The following is an 18,060-nucleotide window of genomic DNA, read 5'->3' as shown; positions in this document are numbered from 1 at the left end:
TATGAAAAACATTACATTTATCATTCTATTCTTTTACATATCCTTCTCTCAAGCTCAGCAGAGTGTAGCAAGAGATTGGAATGAGATGACATTAACTGCAATTAGAGCAGATTTTGCAAGGCCAACAGTACATGCCAGGAATTTATTTCATACCTCTGTATTAATGTATGATGCTTGGGCTATTTTTGATTCTCAAGCAAAAACTGTTTTCTTAGGCAAAAACTATGGTGGTTACAACTGTTCTTTCAATGGTATTGCTACTCCTGCAGATATAAATGCTGCAAGACACGAAGTTATTAGTTTTGCAATGTTTAGATTACTCAATCATAGGTTTCAAAACTCACCTGGAGGTATTGATTTATTGAATGAATTTGAAACTCTTTTCACTTCATATGGCTACGATCCTAATTTTACGTCAACAGATTATAGTACAAATTCTTATGCTGCTTTAGGAAATTATATGGCAAGTGAAATGATCGCTTTTGGTTTGCAAGATTACTCAAATGAACAAAATAACTATGCTAATCAATTTTACGGACCAGTAAATTCTCCATTAATTTTAGAGAATTACTACGAAACTAATGATATTGATCCAAATCGTTGGCAACCATTGGCTTTTGATGTATTTGTAGACCAAAGTGGTAATGAATATCCATTAAATACACCTTCATTTTTAAGCCCAGAATGGGGACATGTCACACCTTTTTCATTATCTCAAGATGATTTACAAATCTTAAACAACGGTTTTGACAGCTATGTTTACAACGATCCTGGAGCACCAGCTTATATTCAAAATTCTAATGAAGATGGTATAAGTGATCCTTACAAATGGAATTTTGCATTAGTAGCAGCATGGTCATCACATCTAGATCCTAATGACCCAACACTTGTCGATATTTCACCTGGAGCCATTGGTAATTATGATCTAAACAATTTTCCTGAAACTTTTACAGAGTATCAAGCATTTTATGATTTCACAAATGGTGGTGACGCAAGTACTGGTCATACAGTAAACCCAAAAACAGGATTAGCTTACACGCCTCAAATGGTTAAACGATCTGACTATGCAAGAGTTCTTGCAGAGTTTTGGGCAGATGGACCAGACTCAGAAACACCTCCTGGCCATTGGTTTACAGTATTAAATTATGTGAGTGATCATCCTTCCGTAGAAAAAAAAATAGCAGGTATTGGAGCTATTGTTTCAGATTTAGAATGGGATGTGAAAGCATATTTAACACTTGGTGGAGCAATGCATGATGCTGCAATTAACACATGGGGAATTAAAGGTTATTATGATTATACACGACCTATTTCGGCAATTAGATATATGGCAGGAAAAGGACAAAGTACAGATGCGAGTTTACCAAGTTATGATCCTCATGGCTTGCCTTTAATTGACGGACTTATAGAGTTGATTGATTCTAGCGACCCTCTTAGTGGTGAAAATAATGAAAATTTAAACCGAATAAAAATTATGTCATGGAAAGGTCCAGATTTTATTACAGACCCAACTACAGATACAGCTGGTGTTGACTGGATTATGGGTACACATTGGTGGCCTTATCAACGAGGGACTTTTGTAACACCTCCTTTTGCTGGTTATTTATCTGGACACTCTACGTTTTCTCGCGCTGCTGCTGAAGTGATGACTCAGTTTACTGGTGATTCATTTTTTCCTGACGGAATGGGAACATTTGATATTACTCAAAATGACTTTTTAGTATTTGAAACTGGGCCAACTCAAAGTTTTACTTTGCAATGGGCTACTTATCAAGACGCATCAGACCAAACAAGTTTATCAAGAATTTGGGGAGGAATTCATCCGCCAGAAGATGATATAAAAGGTAGGATTATTGGTGATAAAATTGGAAATGAAGCATTTAATTTAGCAATAACATATTTTGATGGCACTTTAAATACTCCTACAATTGAAGCACAAAGTCCTGTTACTATTTACCCAATTCCATTTAAAAATGATGTTCATATATCTTCAACCAAAGTATATAACGTTACTATTTATACTTTAGAAGGTAAGTTAATACTAAAGACTCAACTACAAGCAGGTGATAATGCGATAAACGCGACTAATTTAGATTCTGGATTATATTTTGCAAAATTCAATTCTAAAAAGAATGAGTCTTCATTTATTAAAAAAATCATAAAATACTAGTGCTTTCTATTATACATAAGGTAATTTTGCACAAAATATGAAACCTATGTTATCATTATTTAAAAGTTTTAAAATAATAGCCCTTTTAGAAGGTATATCTTACCTATTATTATTTGGAAACATGCTATTTATTAAGCCTTATTTTTTAGATATTTATAAAACTTTGTTGTTTCCAATGGGTATGGCTCATGGTTTATTGTTTATAACCTATATTATTTTAGCGCTTCTATTTTCAAATAAACTTAAGTGGGATGTCAAAACCACACTTATTATTCTTGTGGCTTCCATAATACCATTTGGCACATTTTATATCGAAAAAAAATATTTAAAACCAATTAAATAATGGAACAGATTCAATGTTTTTTTTACGATTATTTTGTGTCTATTGGTGTTTCTGAATTATCTGCGAAATACTTTAACATGCTGTGCTTGTTGATTATTTTACTGATTATCACATACATTGCAGATAAAATAACAAGACGCTTGCTAATTACTTTCTTCGGAAGATTCTCAGAGCGTACAAAAACAAACTTTGATGACTTATTAATTAATAATCGTGCTCCTCGTAATATTGCCCATCTCGTTCCGTTATTTCTTACGATTAAACTATTTCCTCTAGTTTTTAAAGATTTTCCAGAGTTTGAAACACACATACTCATCGTTTTAAAGGTGGCAACTATTGTTCTCACATTATGGATTATACGAAGCGTTTTAAAAACATTTGAATCTTATTTTAAAACCTTACCAAAGCTAAAGGACAAACCCATAGACAGCTATATACAGGTTGTGATGCTATTTCTTTGGATCGTAGGTATTGCTTCCATTTTAGCAATATTAATAAATTTATCATTCTTAAAATTCTTTACAACGTTAGGAGCTGCCTCTGCTGTTTTATTATTAATATTTAAGGACACCATTTTAGGATTTGTAGCTAGTATTCAAGTTGCTATTAATGATAGTGTTCGTATTGGCGATTGGATTACCATGGAGAAATATGGAGCAGATGGTGATGTTATTGAAATTAATTTGTCAACCGTCCAGGTTCAAAACTTTGACATGACGATTACCAATATCCCAACGTATGCTCTTATATCAGATTCGTTTAAGAATTGGCGTGGGATGCAGTCTTCTGGTGGACGTCGCATAAAACGCTCTATTATTTTAAAAGCAAAAAGCATTAAATATTTAACTAACGATGATATTGATAAACTTAAAAAAATTGAGTTGATTACCTCATATCTTAATCATCGTCAAAAGGATATCAATACATTTAATGAAGCTAAAAATGTAGATAAATCTGTAATGATAAATGGTCGTAATATGACCAATTTAGGTGTTTTTAGAAAGTACTTACAAACATATATTGAGCAACACTCTGCTGTAAATAAAGACATGTTTATTATGGTTAGACAATTAGCGCCAACAGCTCAAGGTTTACCTTTAGAAATTTATTGCTTTAGTAGTGATAAACGTTGGGAAAATTATGAATATATCATGAGTGATATATTTGACCATACTCTTGCTGCTGTGCCTTATTTTGATTTAGAGTTATTTGAATTGAATGCTGGGATTGTAGAATAACTATTTATCTTCTAACCTATCTTTTACGAACTCAATTTGTGTTTTACCATGAGGACTTGGTTTTCCATTTTCGCCAAGATTAACCATAATTATATTATCTACGGTAATTATAGTTTCTCTTGTCATCTTATTACGAACTTCACATTTTAAGGTTAATGAGGATTTTCCGAATTTTAGAACTTCAATACCAATTTCAATAATATCACCTTGTGTTGCGGAGGCCATAAAATTAATTTCAGACATGTATTTAGTCACAACCTTAGAATTCTCTAATTGAATAATGGTATATAACGCAGCTTCTTCATCAATCCAAGCTAAAAGTTGACCTCCAAATAATGTATGGTTAGGATTTAAATCTTCGGGCTTTACCCATTTTCTTGTATGGAATCTCATTTATTCTTTATTTATTGTTAATATTTTGAATTATTTTAACTGTTGCTCTAACATGAAATATTAAAAAAGTGTTCCGTTATCTTCATTTGGTATTTTTAGATTGTAACCTAGCTCAGAATTTAGCTTCTTTATAAAGTAAGCAGACAATAAAGGGGATTCTTTTTCAATGTTTTGATGAATAAAGAAATCAACTTCTTTTATTCCTTGCTCCTTCCACTCTTTCAATCGTTCTATCCAATCGTCTAGTCTTGAATAATCACTTTCATGGTTTGCACCAACATATCGCACAAAAGCTGTTGGATTGGTTAATCTCATATGCATTAAATCTCGTCGTCCTGCAGTATCTGTAATAACATTTGAAATATTGTTTTGTTCTAGCAAATCATACAATTGATTTGCTACTGCTTCATCATTATACCAATTAGTATGTCTAAACTCTACTGCTAAATCAATTTCTTTTGGCCAATTCTCAACAAAGTGGACAACTCTATCAAAATCTTTAGGAGAAAAATTAGAATTCATTTGAAGAAATATGGTTCCGAGTTTTTCTTTTAAATTAATTGCATTTTCGAGATAATGATCAACTACAGCACTCACTTCGTTTAATCGTTTCCAATGGCTTATTTCTTGATTTATCTTCGGGAAAAACTTAAATCCATCAGGTGTTTTGTCGTACCATTTAGAAAATTGTTCCGCAGGAAAAATTCTGTAAAACGTTGCATTAAGCTCTATAGAATTAAATTGATTAGAATAATAGACTAATTCGTCTTTTGTTCCTTTGGGATAAAAACCTTTTAATTCGGCTTTGTTCCATTTGGCGCAACCAACATATATTTCTGGTATATTATCATCCTTGACCTTATCTAAAACTCTCGCTGTATCTATATGATCTTGTGGTAAACTTAAATCAAAATCTTGAGGATTATCAACACTTCCAAATTTCATAATCTTGCTTTAAACAAAGATAATACTTTATCATTTTAAATGATAAGTGCGTTTATTATAAAATTCAATTACCATATAAGAATTTCTTATTTGTTAATAAGACCGTTGACAACATATAAGTTAGGGTTAAAATCAGCAATATTTTATAGCTATTTTTAATAAAAATTAAAGCCATGAATGATCGATCTACGAATTTAAAATCCATACGTCCTATCATTGCATCTGCACAAGTAAATGATAATATGAGTGCCGATGAATGCTTTCAAAACGCAACATTGAGACCAATTATTAAAATGCAAAATCATTTGCTAATTGTTGTATTTAGAAATTATATCTCTAAACGCAAAAATGTATTTTATGATTTATCATTACAAAAGCAGCTAGCTTATATTGATAATTCTATTAATAAGGATATGAAATTTAGAAACTCTGTAAAAGGCATGATTATAGGTCAATTTACAGTGGAGGAATATGGTGTTTATATTGAGAATTCTTCAGCATTAAATAAACGTATGATGAATATCGTAAAAGAACGTCTAGTCAATAACATCCAATTATTTAATCAACCGCTTGCTACAGCCATATGAGCTCAACTAAATCGCAACTTTTAGAAGTTTGCTTAGCACACGTTAATAAACGTATAGCTAATTACAAGGACGAAATAGAAACCATTAAGGATTCTATTGAAAATAATGATAAAGGTGATGGAGAAGATGATTCTGGCAACGGAAAACTCTATAATGACTTAGAAAAAAACTCTCAATATTTGAGTGATGCTACTAAAATGCTAGACACGCTCAAACTTATTAAACCTAACATGATTCATCAACATGTAGTTTTAGGTAGTTTGGTAAAAACTGATACTTCAAATTTTTATTTGGCTGTGAGCATTGGTAAAGTTGAAATAGATAATGAAAATTATTTCATACTATCTAAATCATCTCCTATTGGTGAGTTATTAATCAATAAAACTATTGGAGACAGTATTACATTTAATAATACAGCCTATAAAATCAAAGACATTAAATAATAGATTCGCCATTTAAATTGGTTGTTAATACATCACTCATATAATCAAAAAATGGCTTTATTGCTTTAAATGAAGCATCTATATCCTCTATAAATTGTTCACTTATAACTTCTTTGTCTGTGTACTTTTTTGTGAAGATAAATTGTTTCTTTCTAATCAAATCTATTGCAGGATGCTCTTTATCAAAATCTCGAGGCGCAGTTTTTAATTCATCTCCAACAAAATCTCCCCAAATAGCTTTAAATTTTTTATTTGAAAGAATACTTCTAATCTCTTCATCATCTTGTTCAAATTCTCGACGAATCCTTAATAAGTCGTCTTTGTTTGGATCCCAAAATCCTGTTGCGATAAATGACTCATTATTTGGCTGAATATGAACATAATAACCACCTCTCAACTCTGGTTTTTTTCTACTGAAAGAACCACCAAAATGCGTTTTGTATGGCAATTTGTTTTTAGAGAATCTTACATCTCTGTAAATTCTGAAAAGTTTAAAACCGTCAATAACATCATGTTTATTTAAGTTTTCGCTAATCTGCTTATAAGCATGTTTGGCATTAGCTTCTAGTTTTTTAAACTCAGGTTTGTGTTCATTAAACCAGTCTCTATCATTGTTTTTTTCTAATTTTTTGAAAAAGTCTAAAATTTCTTTCGAGAATTTAGGTGTTGCCATGTGTGATTGTTTTACTGAATAAAAGTACAAAAAAAGCCTTGATGAAAATCAAGGCTTCTAATAAAATTAAGGTATCATTTTACAAATTAGTTATCATCACCAACTTCTTCTGCAGTTTCTTCAATTTCATTTTGAAGATCTTCTGCAGCATCTTGTACATCGTCTGATGCATCTTCTAAATCTTCTTTAACGTCATCTATTGCAGACTCTACTTTTTCATCTGGTGTTTTCTCTTCTCTACAACTTGTAAATACTGTTGCTAATGTGAATAGAAATGCGAATGTTAAAATTATTTTTTTCATGTTAATAGTTTTATTGGTTAATTATTAATTTGTTTATTAAATCAACAATACAAATAAAGTTTTTTTAAAATCATTTTTTTTACTCAAAACATAAATGTATTAACACATATGATATAAGTTATTATTAATTTTCAGAAAATGACTCTTGTGGAGTTTTTGAATTTTCAATACCCAATTTATTATCAAATTGTAACGTTCTAATTGGAAATGGAATATTAATACCTGCGTTATCATAAGCTTTCTTTATTTCAATAATTGCTGTTGTTTTTGCTCTAAGCTTTTCTAACATACTATCGGCATCAATCCAGAAACGACACAAATAATTAATAGAACTATCTCCAAACTCAGTATAATAAAATTCAACATCTTCAGGTTTTTCAACTTGGTCAAAAGTTTTGGCAATGGTATCTTTAGTTAGTTTCTCAACTTGCTCTAAATCTGACTCATAACCTACTCCACATTCCAAAAACACTCTCATTCTTGTGGTTAACGAATAGTTTTTTAGTGGATTTTCTAAAATCATTTTATTAGGGACAATTACTATATTGTTATCCGCTTCTTTTAAAATGAAAGTATTAAGATTAATATCTATCACTTCTCCAGAATAACCATTGGTTTCTACCCAATTACCAATTCTAATACGATCTCTAAATGATAACACAATACCAGAAACGGTATTGGACAATGTGCCTTGTAATGCAAGACCTACAACTAAACCTATAACTCCTGCTCCTGCTAAAAGCGAAGTTAATGCTTGGCTTAAATTAAGTATTCCTAAAGCAATAAATAAACCTACCAGTACTGTAATTACAGAAGCAATTCTAGAAACTACTAAACTAATAGATTTTTGTTCCACGCGTTTAACAACCAGCTTTTCTACTAGCTTACTCACGTATCTTGCTAAAAAAAATGCTGCAACAAAAACTAAAATAGCTAATATTAAATTGGGCAAATTTTCTATAATTGCATTGAACCATCCAAAAAGTTTATCTTTTAAATTTCCAAATGCTGTATTTAATTGATCTTTCATATTCCTCTATGTTATAAATAATTTTATTTTATATAATCATGCTTTAAAAGCATATTACAAATATGAAATAATTTATAAAATGAGTTTTGCTCATATCATGAAGCAATTGATTCAATTGAAATTTGTCGTCATACTATAATAGTAATTAAACAATTAAATTTATTCTTGAAGAGACATTATAATCAAAATTTTAAAGCCAACGTTTTCTTCTAAAATAGATCAACATAAAAATGAATATAATAAACATAACTCCTAATAATATGAAGTAACCGTTTTGTGAATTAAGCTCTGGCATATACTTAAAATTCATTCCGTAGATACCAGCAATAAACGTCAATGGGATAAAAATGGTAGCTACAATAGTAAGCACCTTCATGATTTCATTCATTTTATTATTAATGATTGTCATATACATATCCATTAAACTCCAAATCATTTCTCGATATAAGTCTACTGATTCACTCACTTGAATGATATGATCATATAAATCACGCAAATAACTGTGTGTTTTCTCTTCTATAAATATGCAATCGGTTTTTTCCATGCGACTAATAACTTCTCGCAACGGATAAATAGAACGACGCATTTTAAGAATTTCTTGTTTTAATTCCTGAATTTTTCCTGGCGTACTATCATCTGCATCATTAGATTGAAAGAGTAAACCTTCCATATCTTCAACTTTGTCTCCTAAAACCTCTATTACTGTAAAATAATTATCTACAACTGCATCTAAAATAGAATACATCAAATAATCTGAACCTTGAGTACGAATACGTCCTTTTGCTGAATTTAATCGTTCTCGCAAATCATTAAACACGTCTCCATCTGCCTCTTGAAAAGTTAAGACATAATCGTCTCCTACTATCAAGCTTAAATGTTCATAATGAATCTCGTCATCATTTTTAATAAACAACATTTTAAAAACAACAAACATATAATTCTCAAACTCTTCTAATTTTGGTCTCTGTCCTGTATTTACAATGTCTTCTAAAGTTAGTGGGTGTAATTTGTAATGTAATCCTAAGGTTTCAATATCTTTTACATTGTTCAGTCCGTCGATGTTAACCCAAGTTACACAATCATTACCTTTAAAGTCAAAAGCATCTTTAACAGCATTAGATTTAAAACTTTTATAATTATCTTTAGAATAATTTACAATCTCAATATTTGTAATTGTTGATTGCTTTTTACCAAGATATGCAATTGTCCCAGGCGCAAGATTAGATGTTTTGTAAGACTTTTTTTTCTTTTTTACTTTCATAAATAATAGACGTTGTGATAGAGCTAAATGTATAAAAACTTTTTGTTATTGCAGACACCTATAACGTAATTACTAATTGCGATATAAATTTCTGCAATACGCGCTATATAACGATTACTTTTGAATTATTATTAAACAACTTGCATATTGCACATTTTTTTACTAATATGCAGATTATTATTATTACAAATAAATATACATGGGAAGACCTCCAACAAGACCAATAAAATTTAGAGATGGATTTTATTTAGAAATCCGAAATAAAGGTAAAAATACTGGAATTAAATTACACAGAGACACCAAGGACCAAATGATGAGAACTATTAAAGAATATGAACACAGTAAGGATGTTTATATTTTAGGTGAATCTAAAAATGGGAAATGGGTTAACAAAACACCTACTCTACATGTTGTAGAAGATTAAAGTTTATACAAATTTAAGTGTTAAGCTCAACTTAGTTTTATATCGTTTATATAAAACTAAGTTGAGTTTTTTTATTTTATAGAATAATAATATTTAAATTAGTTGCTATAACTAACTAAAACCAATAAAAATGACTGATTTATCAAACACTAAGCCACCAGTATGGTATTGGATAGTAGCAGTAATAGCTTTACTGTGGAACGCTCTAGGTGTTATGGCATATTTAGCACAAGCTTTCATGACTAATGAAATGATTGCAGATTTACCAAAAGAGCAACAAGCCGAGTATCTCTATGAACATCCTGCATGGTACACTGCTTTATTTGCAATAGCAGTTTTTGCAGGAGCTTTAGGATGTCTAGCGCTTTTAATTAGAAAAAAATGGGCTTATATTCTTTTTATAGTTTCATTTATTACAGCAACCATTCAACAAGTCTATATAATGATAGAAATTGAAGAGGCTAGTAAAGTAATGCCTATTATGATTATTGTAGTTTGTGCATTATTAGTATGGTTTTCAAAATCATCGATATCAAAAACATGGATAAAATAATTATTTAACCAACCAATTTTATCCAAAAAAGGCATTAGATTTTTCTAATGCCTTTTTTAATAAGATTTTTAAAAAGTTGAGATAATTATATTTAAAAAAAAATTATAAACTTTTTGTATGATATTCTACTAGACCTTCAATTGGTCGTCTTTCAAAATTACCAACTATGAACCCTAATTCATCTGCGACTTCTCTAATTTCTGTTTCGGCATAAAATGCAATTGATCCAGCAAAATGTACAGGAACAATTTTGATTTCTTCTTTATACTGAAATATCATATTTGTAACAAATCGTTTTAAACCATCTTTAATAAGCTCTTTTATATATTTAGAATCTTTATTTAAAAACATAAACTCAGCAAAATTAGCGAGATAAGCATTGGGATTTGGCTGCTTATATAAATTATACTTTATGTAATCTGCTTCTAAATTATATTTATGCTCAAATGCCACTTTAATATCTTCTGGCATTTTTTTATAATAATAATCTCTAATTAGTTCTTTTCCGTAGTAATTACCAGAAGCGTCATCCATAAGTGTATAACCCAATGAAATCACACGTTGTTGTAATCGTTTCCCATCAAAATAACTACAATTAGATCCAGTTCCCATAATACAAACTACAGCAGCTTCATCATCGCGATTTATTGTTGCTCTAACAGCAGCCATTGTATCTTCTTGAACTTCTATTTCTGCATTGATAAAAATAGATTCTAAAATTTCAGTAAGTATAGCCTTTGGATTTGCAGTACCACAACCAGCACCATAGAAAAAAACATGTGTCACTTGGTCGCTAAACTTCATGAGTTCATCACTTTTTTTGATGATTTTTTTTAATTTCTTTTCTTTTAAAATAGCTGGATTGAGTCCTTTTGTACGAATTTTTTCCTGAAGTTGCTTTCCATTATTATCTACAACAATCCAATCGCATTTTGTAGAACCACCATCTGTAATTAAAATCATGAGTTATGAATAAAAAATAAATCTGTAGCTATATATAGATATAACTACAGATTTAAAATGAATGTTACATTATAAAGAATTAACCTTTTGAGCTAAATCTACTAATTTGTTTGAATATCCAAACTCGTTATCATACCAAGATACAAGCTTGAAAAACTTTGAGTTTAACTCAATACAAGCATCTGCATCAAAAATACTTGTGCGAGCATCACTTACAAAATCTTGAGATACTACAGCATCTTCTGTATATCCTAAAACACCTTTCATAGAACCTTCAGAAGCTTTTTTGAAAGCTGCTTTGATTTCTGCTAATGATGTGTCTTTAGTTGTTCTTACTGTTAAATCTACTACAGAGACATCAGCAGTTGGTACACGAAATGCCATACCTGTTAATTTCCCGTTTAATTCTGGAATTACTTTACCTACAGCTACAGCTGCTCCTGTTGAAGATGGTATGATATTCAATAAAGCTGAACGTCCCATTCTATAATTCTTTTTTGATGGTCCATCAACAGTTAATTGCGTTGCAGTACTTGCATGAATTGTAGTCATTAATGCTTCTTCAATTCCGAAGTTATCATTAATTACTTTTGCAATTGGAGCTAAACAGTTTGTTGTACATGAAGCATTAGAAACAATAGAGTGATCACTTGTTAATTCGTTATCATTTACTCCCATTACAAACATTGGCACATCTTTACTAGGTGCAGAAATTACAACTTTCTTTGCTCCTGCTTGAATATGATAATCTGCTGTTTCTAATGATGTGAATATACCAGTACACTCAGCTACAACATCTACTCCAACTTCATCCCATTTTAAGTTTTTAGGATCTCTTTCTGCTGTAACTCTTACTGTTTTACCATCAACTACTAAATGACCATCTTTAACTTCTACGGTTCCGTCAAAGTTTCCATGAACTGAATCATATTTTAATAAGTATGCTAGATGTTCTACTTCTAGCAAATCGTTAATTGCAACGACATCTACATCATCACGCTTTACTGTTGCTCTAAATACGATTCTACCTATTCTACCAAAACCGTTAATTCCTAATTTTAAATTTGACATTTTCTCTATTGTTATATTAATTTTTATTTGAACTACTTATATAGACATGATGTCTGATACACGTAATAATTCTAAGTTTATTTTTGATTTACCTTTTACAGCTTGATCCAAAGGCGTTAATGCCATCACATCATTTTTTAATCCTACCATGTAATTCGATTTTCCGGTTATTAAACTTTCTACAGCTTTCACTCCCATCCTACTTGCTAAAACACGGTCAAAACAAGAAGGCGATCCTCCACGTTGCATGTGACCTAACACAGATACTCTTACTTCATATTCTGACATATTTGCATCTACATAATCTTTCAACTCAAATACGCTTTTTCCAATTTTATCACCTTCAGCGACAACTACGATACTTGACGATTTTCCAGATTGTTTACTACGACGTAATGATTCTACCAAACGATCTAATCCTAAATCTTCTTCTGGTATTAGTATTTCTTCAGCTCCTGCTCCAATACCAACATTTAATGCAATGTGTCCAACATCACGACCCATAACTTCAATAAAGAATAATCTATTATGTGAACTTGCTGTATCTCTAATTTTATCGATGGCTTCAACCACAGTATTTAAAGCGGTATCATAACCTAATGTATGTGAGGTTCCAAAGATATCGTTATCAATTGTACCAGGAATTCCCATAACAGGTATCCCGTATTCTTGACTAAAAATCATAGCTCCAGTAAAACTACCATCACCACCTATCACTACAAAAGCATCAATACCAGCTTCAACTAGCTTGTCATATGCTTTTTTACGACCTTCTGCTGTTCTAAATTCTTTAGAACGTGCTGATTTTAAAACCGTTCCTCCTTTATTGATGATGCCTTTTACACTACGTGCATTCATAGACTTAAAATCACCTTCAATCATACCTTCATAACCTCGGTAAATCCCAACGCATTCAATATCATGAAAAGCGCAAGATCTAACAACTGAACGGATAGCAGCATTCATCCCAGGAGAATCTCCTCCAGAGGTAAAAACGCCTATTTTTTTTATGGTATGTAGCATTATAGTTTACTTTAGATAGAGTAAAACTAGTAAACAAAAACTACAATATAAATGGAATTGAACTTTATTTAACAGTACTACAATAATTCAAACGTTTTCGTTAATAAGTATTATTAAAATTGTTAAAAAACGATGCAATTAATTGCTTTTTGAATCTTTTTCTGTTGTGAATTTTATGAAATCTGGAGTGAGTTTCTCCCCGTTTTCTTTCTTTTTATCTTCTTTTGGTTTGTCTTTCTTTTTATTTTTTCCTGAAAAGATAATTTGTAAAAATTCTTTGAAAGTATCAAACTCTACATTGTAAGCTAGACCTGCCCCTTGAGTGTAACCAATTTCTTCACCAAAATTTCTAATGCTATTTTCTCTATTAAAAAACGTTGCTTTTAATGTACCATCATCATTTAATAGTACATCAATTTGAACATCACCTGCAATTACGGTTTGATTAACTCCTCCAATCGGGACACCTACTTTACCGTTTATAAGAACACGGTCACTAATCTTTGTACTTAATGTAAGACCTAGCCTGTCATCGGTTTGATAATCTGTAGTTACAGCTCCTGCTTCATAATTAAAGTTTACTTGGAGTTTACCGTCATCATCGGTTAGGAAACTATTAAATAAAGAATTAACTCGATCTGAGATTGTACCATAAGCTTGTTGACCTAAACTTACTTCACTTGCAAAAGAACCAGTAGACAATAAAAACAGTGCTTGGTTTTCTCTACTCTCTTTGGTTTCTAATCTATAATCTAACTCAGATTTAATAGTGGTATCTACGTTGGGGAAATTAAATGTAAAATCTGGATCTGGTTGTTCTAATTGTCCAGAAAGATTGATTTCTACTTCAACATCTATACTCCTATTAATTGGTGCATCTAGTAATACTGATGGATTAGCTCTAGTTGCATAAACCGCTGTTAAACCAACTTGAGCCTTTAATGGATCTCCTTCCCAACGAATATAACCGTTTGGTTGTACAGTCAATTTTTTTTGTATTAAGCCACCATAAGCAAAATTATAAGTCCCTTCTACAATTTGAAAGTCTCCAAACATTTGAAATTTTCCGTTGGTATTAATATCAAATAGTAAGTTTCCGTTTCCTTTTCCTTGAATGGTACTACCTGAGTTTTTATCTATTACAATTTCAATATCTGCATAAGGATTAACAAACAAATTGAATTCTAATTCTAATCCTTTGACTTCGGTATTATTTATAACTTCTCCTCTTGAACGTGCTTCTTTTTCTTCAGGACTTAAAAAGTGGATGTATGAGTTATCACCATAACTTTCTAAATCACTTAATGGTATTTTGAAAACTGTACCTTGAGCTGTACTACCATTAAATTCTATTTTCAGGTTATCTGTTGGACCAGAGATATCTGCTTTTCCGTTAACAAATGCAGTACCATAATATAATTCCTCTTCATCAAAATCTGTATTTAATACTAACAAACGGTCTGTCTCAATCTCCAAACCTAATTTCCAGTCTGAGAAATTATGATGCGCAATGTATCCATTAAGAATCGCTTTTGAAAAATACTCAGAATCTGTAATTTCTACCTCCTGAAAAATAAATCGTTGTGATTCTAATTTAACTTGAGAATCAAAATCAAAACTATAATCTACGTTAAGATATGGTATTGTTAAACCTGCGTTATCTAATAATAAATCTCCATTAAATTGAGGGTCATCTAACTTACCTGTTACTTTCGCTTTACCAGTTACTAGACCTCTAATATTAGTTATAACGCCTTGACCAAATGGGTTAAGAGGGTCTAATAAAAATTCTTCAAAATTAACATCCAAATCAATAGCATTCCCTTCTACATCGATTAAACCTTTAGCGTCTAAAGATTTGAGATTGTCATTTTTAAGTGTGACATCAACAGTGTAATTGGTTAGAGAATTATTTCCTCTAACACGAGCACTAAGCTCTCCTAATTCAAAATCATTAGCTTTTAAATCACTAATAACCACATCAGAAACAGGTAAATACACACCATCTTTTTGTAGAATATCTAATTTACCATTAACGCGACCTTCTAGTGACAGACTATCAATTCTTGGTGTTATCTTTTTAAGATCAACATCTGTAAAGTCTAGTTTTAAATCTTTATAGTTATCACCTGTAATTTGTCCTGAAAGTTCTATGCGTTCATCAAAATGGTTCATGACCATTTCACTAATATCAAAGTTTTTAAAATCTCGTGTAAATGCTATTTTATTGAGTTTGTTTTTATCTTCGTTAATAACCCATTTGTTATTTTTAAATACAACTTCAGATTTTCTAAAACCAATAACAGATTGATTACTTTCATCAATAGTATAAAACATACTAAGATTAAAATCATCAACATTTTGCTTACCTCCTTTAAATTCAGATCTAATAAATAAAGTATCACGTTGGGTTACATTAATTAAACTGAATTTAGACACATCATAATACTTTGTACTCAGTGTATCAATTTCAACATAAGTGTTAAATAAAGGATTACTATTATCTATTAAAACTGAAATATCATTAGCAAAATAATCTAATAATTTTATTTTAGGTGATTTAAATGTAAGGTTAAATTGTTTCTCATCGGTTTCAATTCGTCCCTTTACTGTTGTGTTTGGTCCAAGTTCTAAATCGTGATAAAAAACTTCTACAATTTTATTATATATTTTAAAATCGAATTCTAAATATTGATCTGTTTCTATCTTATTTGGTATAAAATTGGTATAAATACTTCCTACGGAATTTTCCACAAGTTTACCAATATCTGCAAATTTAAAATCACCACTCATCATACCTTCAATGATATCTGGTGAGTTAATTGTTAGAATACGTTTACTGTTATCAAATTTTGATTCTATTTTAAAATCCTTAAAAAAGTACTCATCATTTTCATTAACATAAGTCGTGTTTTCAAAATTTAATGTTCCAAAAGCATCATCAATAGTAGACCCTTTCATTGAAGTGGTTACTTTTCCTCTAAATACCGAAATACTATCTTTTGTAATAAAATTAAGTGCTCTTAAATTGGCATACTCTACATTAGCATTAAAGTCAAATGCTTTGATGTCTTTTGATAAATCTGCCAAACCATCAAATTTAAATTTAAAGTTTTTGTCCTTAGATTCTAGAAGTCCGTTAAAAATTTGATTTCCTAATTTTCCAGAAACTTCAATATCTTCATAATTATAATCATTATACTCAATATGAAATACTTGTCCTTTAACTTGAGTACTCAAATTATTAAGCGTAAATCCTTTACCATCAACATCTAAGTTAAAAGATGTTGTTTTTACTTTTGGATCATTGAGTAATTCTCCTAATATAAACTCATCAAAAACAACATTACCAACATAACTTGCATTATCAATATCATCTACATGTGTCATTTTCATGTTTGACACAATTAAACCTAAATCTGTATAAATATTAATATCTGCATCAACTGTAGTATCTGTAATATATGAGGTTCCTACGATTCTGAAATCTCCAAGCTTTGAAAATACTGATGGAATAGATTCACCAAGAATATTTGGTAATAAGGCTTTTAAATCATAATAGTTAGAAGATAGATTATCAAATCTACCATTCATTGAAAAGTCACCCACTTCTTTACTCAACAAATTTTTAAAAGTAATATCTCCATAAATTTTACTTCTACCACTTGCATTAAGCTTTAAGTTTTTTGCAGTTAAATCATTTAATGTTCCAGAAAGTTCTACATCTAGTTTTGCTATTTGGTTATTTCCAAATTCGTTATAAAAAGTATTAAGATCATTTAGATAAACTTCAGAGTCTTTAAAATTTGCAGTCACTTTAACTTTATCTTCAAAATCTTTAAAATCTTCACGATTATAGTCAAAACGCAAATTTCCGAGGAGATTAGATTTTTCGGTTTTAACACTTAAATTATCAAAAGTCATGTGCTCTAAAGTGTACTCAAAATCGGTTACCAAATTTTTCACATATGCACCACGACTATCCTTAAAATTAAGCGTATTAATACGAGTATTGACATTACTTCCTGCAATTACAAAGTTTGTAGCATTAATATTTAAGTCATAAAATTCTAATACTTTTTGAATCTCTTTGTTTTCGTCTATAAGCCTAAACGTACCATCATAAATAGAAACGTCACTTGAAGATAATAGAAACGTACTCTTCTCTGGTCGTGGGTTGTCTTCGTCAAATCTAGCTACAAAAACATCTAGATTTGTATCAGACTCGCCTTTATAAGTTTTAACATTGAAGGTCAAATTCATAATGTCAACATCGCCAAAATTTAGAGTGCCATCTATGATATTCCCATAGTTGAGAATTGAAGTATTTAATTCTCCAATTGCAATCAATGTATCTTTTTTATAATCTTCTATATAGATTTCTTTGAGTTCAACATCACCATTAAATTGAAGTCCTACTTTGTTTATGTTGATATTTGTTCCGTAATCATCATTGATACGCTTAGTCACATATTTCCCTAAACTGGTTTGTACTGCAGGAATAGAAAGTATCAGCACCAAAATGATGAACAATAGCAAAATAATTGCTAATATCTTTGATACTATTTTTAGAAATTTTTTGATACGACTTGAAAGTTATAACTTTGACCTCAAAATTAACAATTATTGTGCCTAATTTAT

At 30.4% G+C, this 18,060-nt stretch carries 17 protein-coding genes; 7 read left to right on the top strand and 10 right to left on the bottom strand.

The features are described 5' to 3' along the window. Position 1: 1 nt before the first annotated feature. Genes IM744_RS05745 through IM744_RS05735 form a run of 3 tightly spaced genes read left to right on the top strand, consistent with a single transcriptional unit; the run spans position 2 to position 3,751 of the window. Entirely contained in the window at positions 2 to 2,170 is a 2,169-nt protein-coding gene (locus IM744_RS05745; protein ID WP_194507149.1) for a T9SS type A sorting domain-containing protein, read from the top strand. Positions 2,171 to 2,216: 46 nt separating this feature from the next. Further along, positions 2,217 to 2,513: a DUF3817 domain-containing protein gene (locus tag IM744_RS05740; RefSeq protein ID WP_194507388.1), complete on the top strand. Its 297-nt coding sequence runs from the start codon at positions 2,217 to 2,219 to the stop codon at positions 2,511 to 2,513. Beyond that, the gene (locus IM744_RS05735) at positions 2,513 to 3,751 is read left to right on the top strand and encodes a mechanosensitive ion channel family protein (protein WP_194507148.1); all 1,239 of its coding nucleotides are present in this window, start codon (positions 2,513 to 2,515) and stop codon (positions 3,749 to 3,751) included. Before IM744_RS05740 ends, IM744_RS05735 begins: the two co-directional genes overlap by 1 nt. Here the strand turns inward: IM744_RS05735 and IM744_RS05730 are convergent, their stop codons facing one another. Together IM744_RS05730 and IM744_RS05725 are read right to left on the bottom strand one after the other, a co-directional pair. Beyond that, a complete protein-coding gene (locus IM744_RS05730) occupies positions 3,752 to 4,144 on the bottom strand; it encodes an acyl-CoA thioesterase (RefSeq protein WP_194507147.1) in 393 nt (130 codons plus the stop codon). It lies immediately after the preceding gene. A gap of 60 nt (positions 4,145 to 4,204) precedes the next feature. After that, a complete protein-coding gene (locus IM744_RS05725) occupies positions 4,205 to 5,089 on the bottom strand; it encodes a DUF72 domain-containing protein (protein ID WP_194507146.1) in 885 nt (294 codons plus the stop codon). 173 nt (positions 5,090 to 5,262) lie between these two features. Between IM744_RS05725 and IM744_RS05720 the strand changes: the two genes are divergently transcribed. Further along, entirely contained in the window at positions 5,263 to 5,676 is a 414-nt protein-coding gene (locus IM744_RS05720) for a glyoxalase (RefSeq protein WP_194507145.1), read from the top strand. Next, complete coding sequence (locus tag IM744_RS05715; RefSeq protein WP_194507144.1) at positions 5,673 to 6,119, top strand: transcription elongation factor; 447 nt, start codon at positions 5,673 to 5,675, stop codon at positions 6,117 to 6,119. The genes IM744_RS05720 and IM744_RS05715 overlap by 4 nt, the downstream gene beginning before the upstream one ends. Here IM744_RS05715 and IM744_RS05710 read toward each other — a convergent pair. The 4 genes from IM744_RS05710 to corA all read right to left on the bottom strand — a co-directional run bounded on the left by IM744_RS05710 (position 6,112) and on the right by corA (position 9,385). Next, on the bottom strand, positions 6,112 to 6,792 hold the full coding sequence (locus tag IM744_RS05710) for a DUF2461 domain-containing protein (RefSeq protein WP_194507143.1): 681 nt from the start codon (positions 6,790 to 6,792) through the stop codon (positions 6,112 to 6,114). The genes IM744_RS05715 and IM744_RS05710 overlap by 8 nt on opposite strands. Before the next feature lie 86 nt (positions 6,793 to 6,878). After that, positions 6,879 to 7,094 (bottom strand): YtxH domain-containing protein, encoded by a 216-nt coding sequence (locus tag IM744_RS05705; protein WP_194507142.1) that lies wholly within the window; start codon positions 7,092 to 7,094, stop codon positions 6,879 to 6,881. A gap of 124 nt (positions 7,095 to 7,218) precedes the next feature. Further along, positions 7,219 to 8,124 (bottom strand): mechanosensitive ion channel family protein, encoded by a 906-nt coding sequence (locus IM744_RS05700; RefSeq protein WP_194507141.1) that lies wholly within the window; start codon positions 8,122 to 8,124, stop codon positions 7,219 to 7,221. A gap of 190 nt (positions 8,125 to 8,314) precedes the next feature. Further along, on the bottom strand, positions 8,315 to 9,385 hold the full coding sequence (corA, locus tag IM744_RS05695) for a magnesium/cobalt transporter CorA (protein ID WP_194507140.1): 1,071 nt from the start codon (positions 9,383 to 9,385) through the stop codon (positions 8,315 to 8,317). A gap of 199 nt (positions 9,386 to 9,584) precedes the next feature. On the opposite strand from corA, the gene IM744_RS05690 reads away from it, so the two are divergent. Further along, positions 9,585 to 9,809 (top strand): hypothetical protein, encoded by a 225-nt coding sequence (locus IM744_RS05690; protein WP_194507139.1) that lies wholly within the window; start codon positions 9,585 to 9,587, stop codon positions 9,807 to 9,809. 130 nt (positions 9,810 to 9,939) lie between these two features. Beyond that, entirely contained in the window at positions 9,940 to 10,362 is a 423-nt protein-coding gene (locus tag IM744_RS05685; RefSeq protein ID WP_194507138.1) for a hypothetical protein, read from the top strand. Positions 10,363 to 10,464: 102 nt separating this feature from the next. Here IM744_RS05685 and IM744_RS05680 read toward each other — a convergent pair whose 3' ends face one another. From IM744_RS05680 to IM744_RS05665, 4 genes are all read right to left on the bottom strand, one after another. Next, complete coding sequence (locus tag IM744_RS05680; protein ID WP_194507137.1) at positions 10,465 to 11,325, bottom strand: BadF/BadG/BcrA/BcrD ATPase family protein; 861 nt, start codon at positions 11,323 to 11,325, stop codon at positions 10,465 to 10,467. A gap of 69 nt (positions 11,326 to 11,394) precedes the next feature. After that, complete coding sequence (gap, locus tag IM744_RS05675; RefSeq protein WP_194507136.1) at positions 11,395 to 12,396, bottom strand: type I glyceraldehyde-3-phosphate dehydrogenase; 1,002 nt, start codon at positions 12,394 to 12,396, stop codon at positions 11,395 to 11,397. A 36-nt stretch (positions 12,397 to 12,432) separates the two neighbouring features. Continuing rightward, positions 12,433 to 13,419, bottom strand: coding sequence for a 6-phosphofructokinase (gene pfkA / locus IM744_RS05670; protein ID WP_194507134.1), 987 nt, complete (start codon positions 13,417 to 13,419; stop codon positions 12,433 to 12,435). A 138-nt stretch (positions 13,420 to 13,557) separates the two neighbouring features. Further along, positions 13,558 to 17,958, bottom strand: coding sequence for a translocation/assembly module TamB domain-containing protein (locus tag IM744_RS05665; RefSeq protein WP_241738289.1), 4,401 nt, complete (start codon positions 17,956 to 17,958; stop codon positions 13,558 to 13,560). Between the last annotated feature and the right edge of the window lie 102 nt (positions 17,959 to 18,060).

Source organism: Psychroserpens luteus (assembly GCF_015319355.1).
Lineage (GTDB): Bacteria > Bacteroidota > Bacteroidia > Flavobacteriales > Flavobacteriaceae > Psychroserpens > Psychroserpens luteus.
This window is presented reverse-complemented; position numbering and strand designations above follow the sequence as displayed.

Coding starts and splice junctions, on each gene's coding strand:
- IM744_RS05740 (WP_194507388.1), top strand. CDS start 2,217: ATGTTATCATTATTTAAAAGTTTTAAAATAATAGCCCTTTTAGAAGGT.
- IM744_RS05745 (WP_194507149.1), top strand. CDS start 2: ATGAAAAACATTACATTTATCATTCTATTCTTTTACATATCCTTCTCT.
- IM744_RS05720 (WP_194507145.1), top strand. CDS start 5,263: ATGAATGATCGATCTACGAATTTAAAATCCATACGTCCTATCATTGCA.
- IM744_RS05730 (WP_194507147.1), bottom strand. CDS start 4,144: ATGAGATTCCATACAAGAAAATGGGTAAAGCCCGAAGATTTAAATCCT.
- corA (WP_194507140.1), bottom strand. CDS start 9,385: ATGAAAGTAAAAAAGAAAAAAAAGTCTTACAAAACATCTAATCTTGCG.
- IM744_RS05680 (WP_194507137.1), bottom strand. CDS start 11,325: ATGATTTTAATTACAGATGGTGGTTCTACAAAATGCGATTGGATTGTT.
- IM744_RS05735 (WP_194507148.1), top strand. CDS start 2,513: ATGGAACAGATTCAATGTTTTTTTTACGATTATTTTGTGTCTATTGGT.
- pfkA (WP_194507134.1), bottom strand. CDS start 13,419: ATGCTACATACCATAAAAAAAATAGGCGTTTTTACCTCTGGAGGAGAT.
- IM744_RS05685 (WP_194507138.1), top strand. CDS start 9,940: ATGACTGATTTATCAAACACTAAGCCACCAGTATGGTATTGGATAGTA.
- IM744_RS05705 (WP_194507142.1), bottom strand. CDS start 7,094: ATGAAAAAAATAATTTTAACATTCGCATTTCTATTCACATTAGCAACA.
- gap (WP_194507136.1), bottom strand. CDS start 12,396: ATGTCAAATTTAAAATTAGGAATTAACGGTTTTGGTAGAATAGGTAGA.
- IM744_RS05700 (WP_194507141.1), bottom strand. CDS start 8,124: ATGAAAGATCAATTAAATACAGCATTTGGAAATTTAAAAGATAAACTT.
- IM744_RS05690 (WP_194507139.1), top strand. CDS start 9,585: ATGGGAAGACCTCCAACAAGACCAATAAAATTTAGAGATGGATTTTAT.
- IM744_RS05725 (WP_194507146.1), bottom strand. CDS start 5,089: ATGAAATTTGGAAGTGTTGATAATCCTCAAGATTTTGATTTAAGTTTA.
- IM744_RS05715 (WP_194507144.1), top strand. CDS start 5,673: ATGAGCTCAACTAAATCGCAACTTTTAGAAGTTTGCTTAGCACACGTT.
- IM744_RS05710 (WP_194507143.1), bottom strand. CDS start 6,792: ATGGCAACACCTAAATTCTCGAAAGAAATTTTAGACTTTTTCAAAAAA.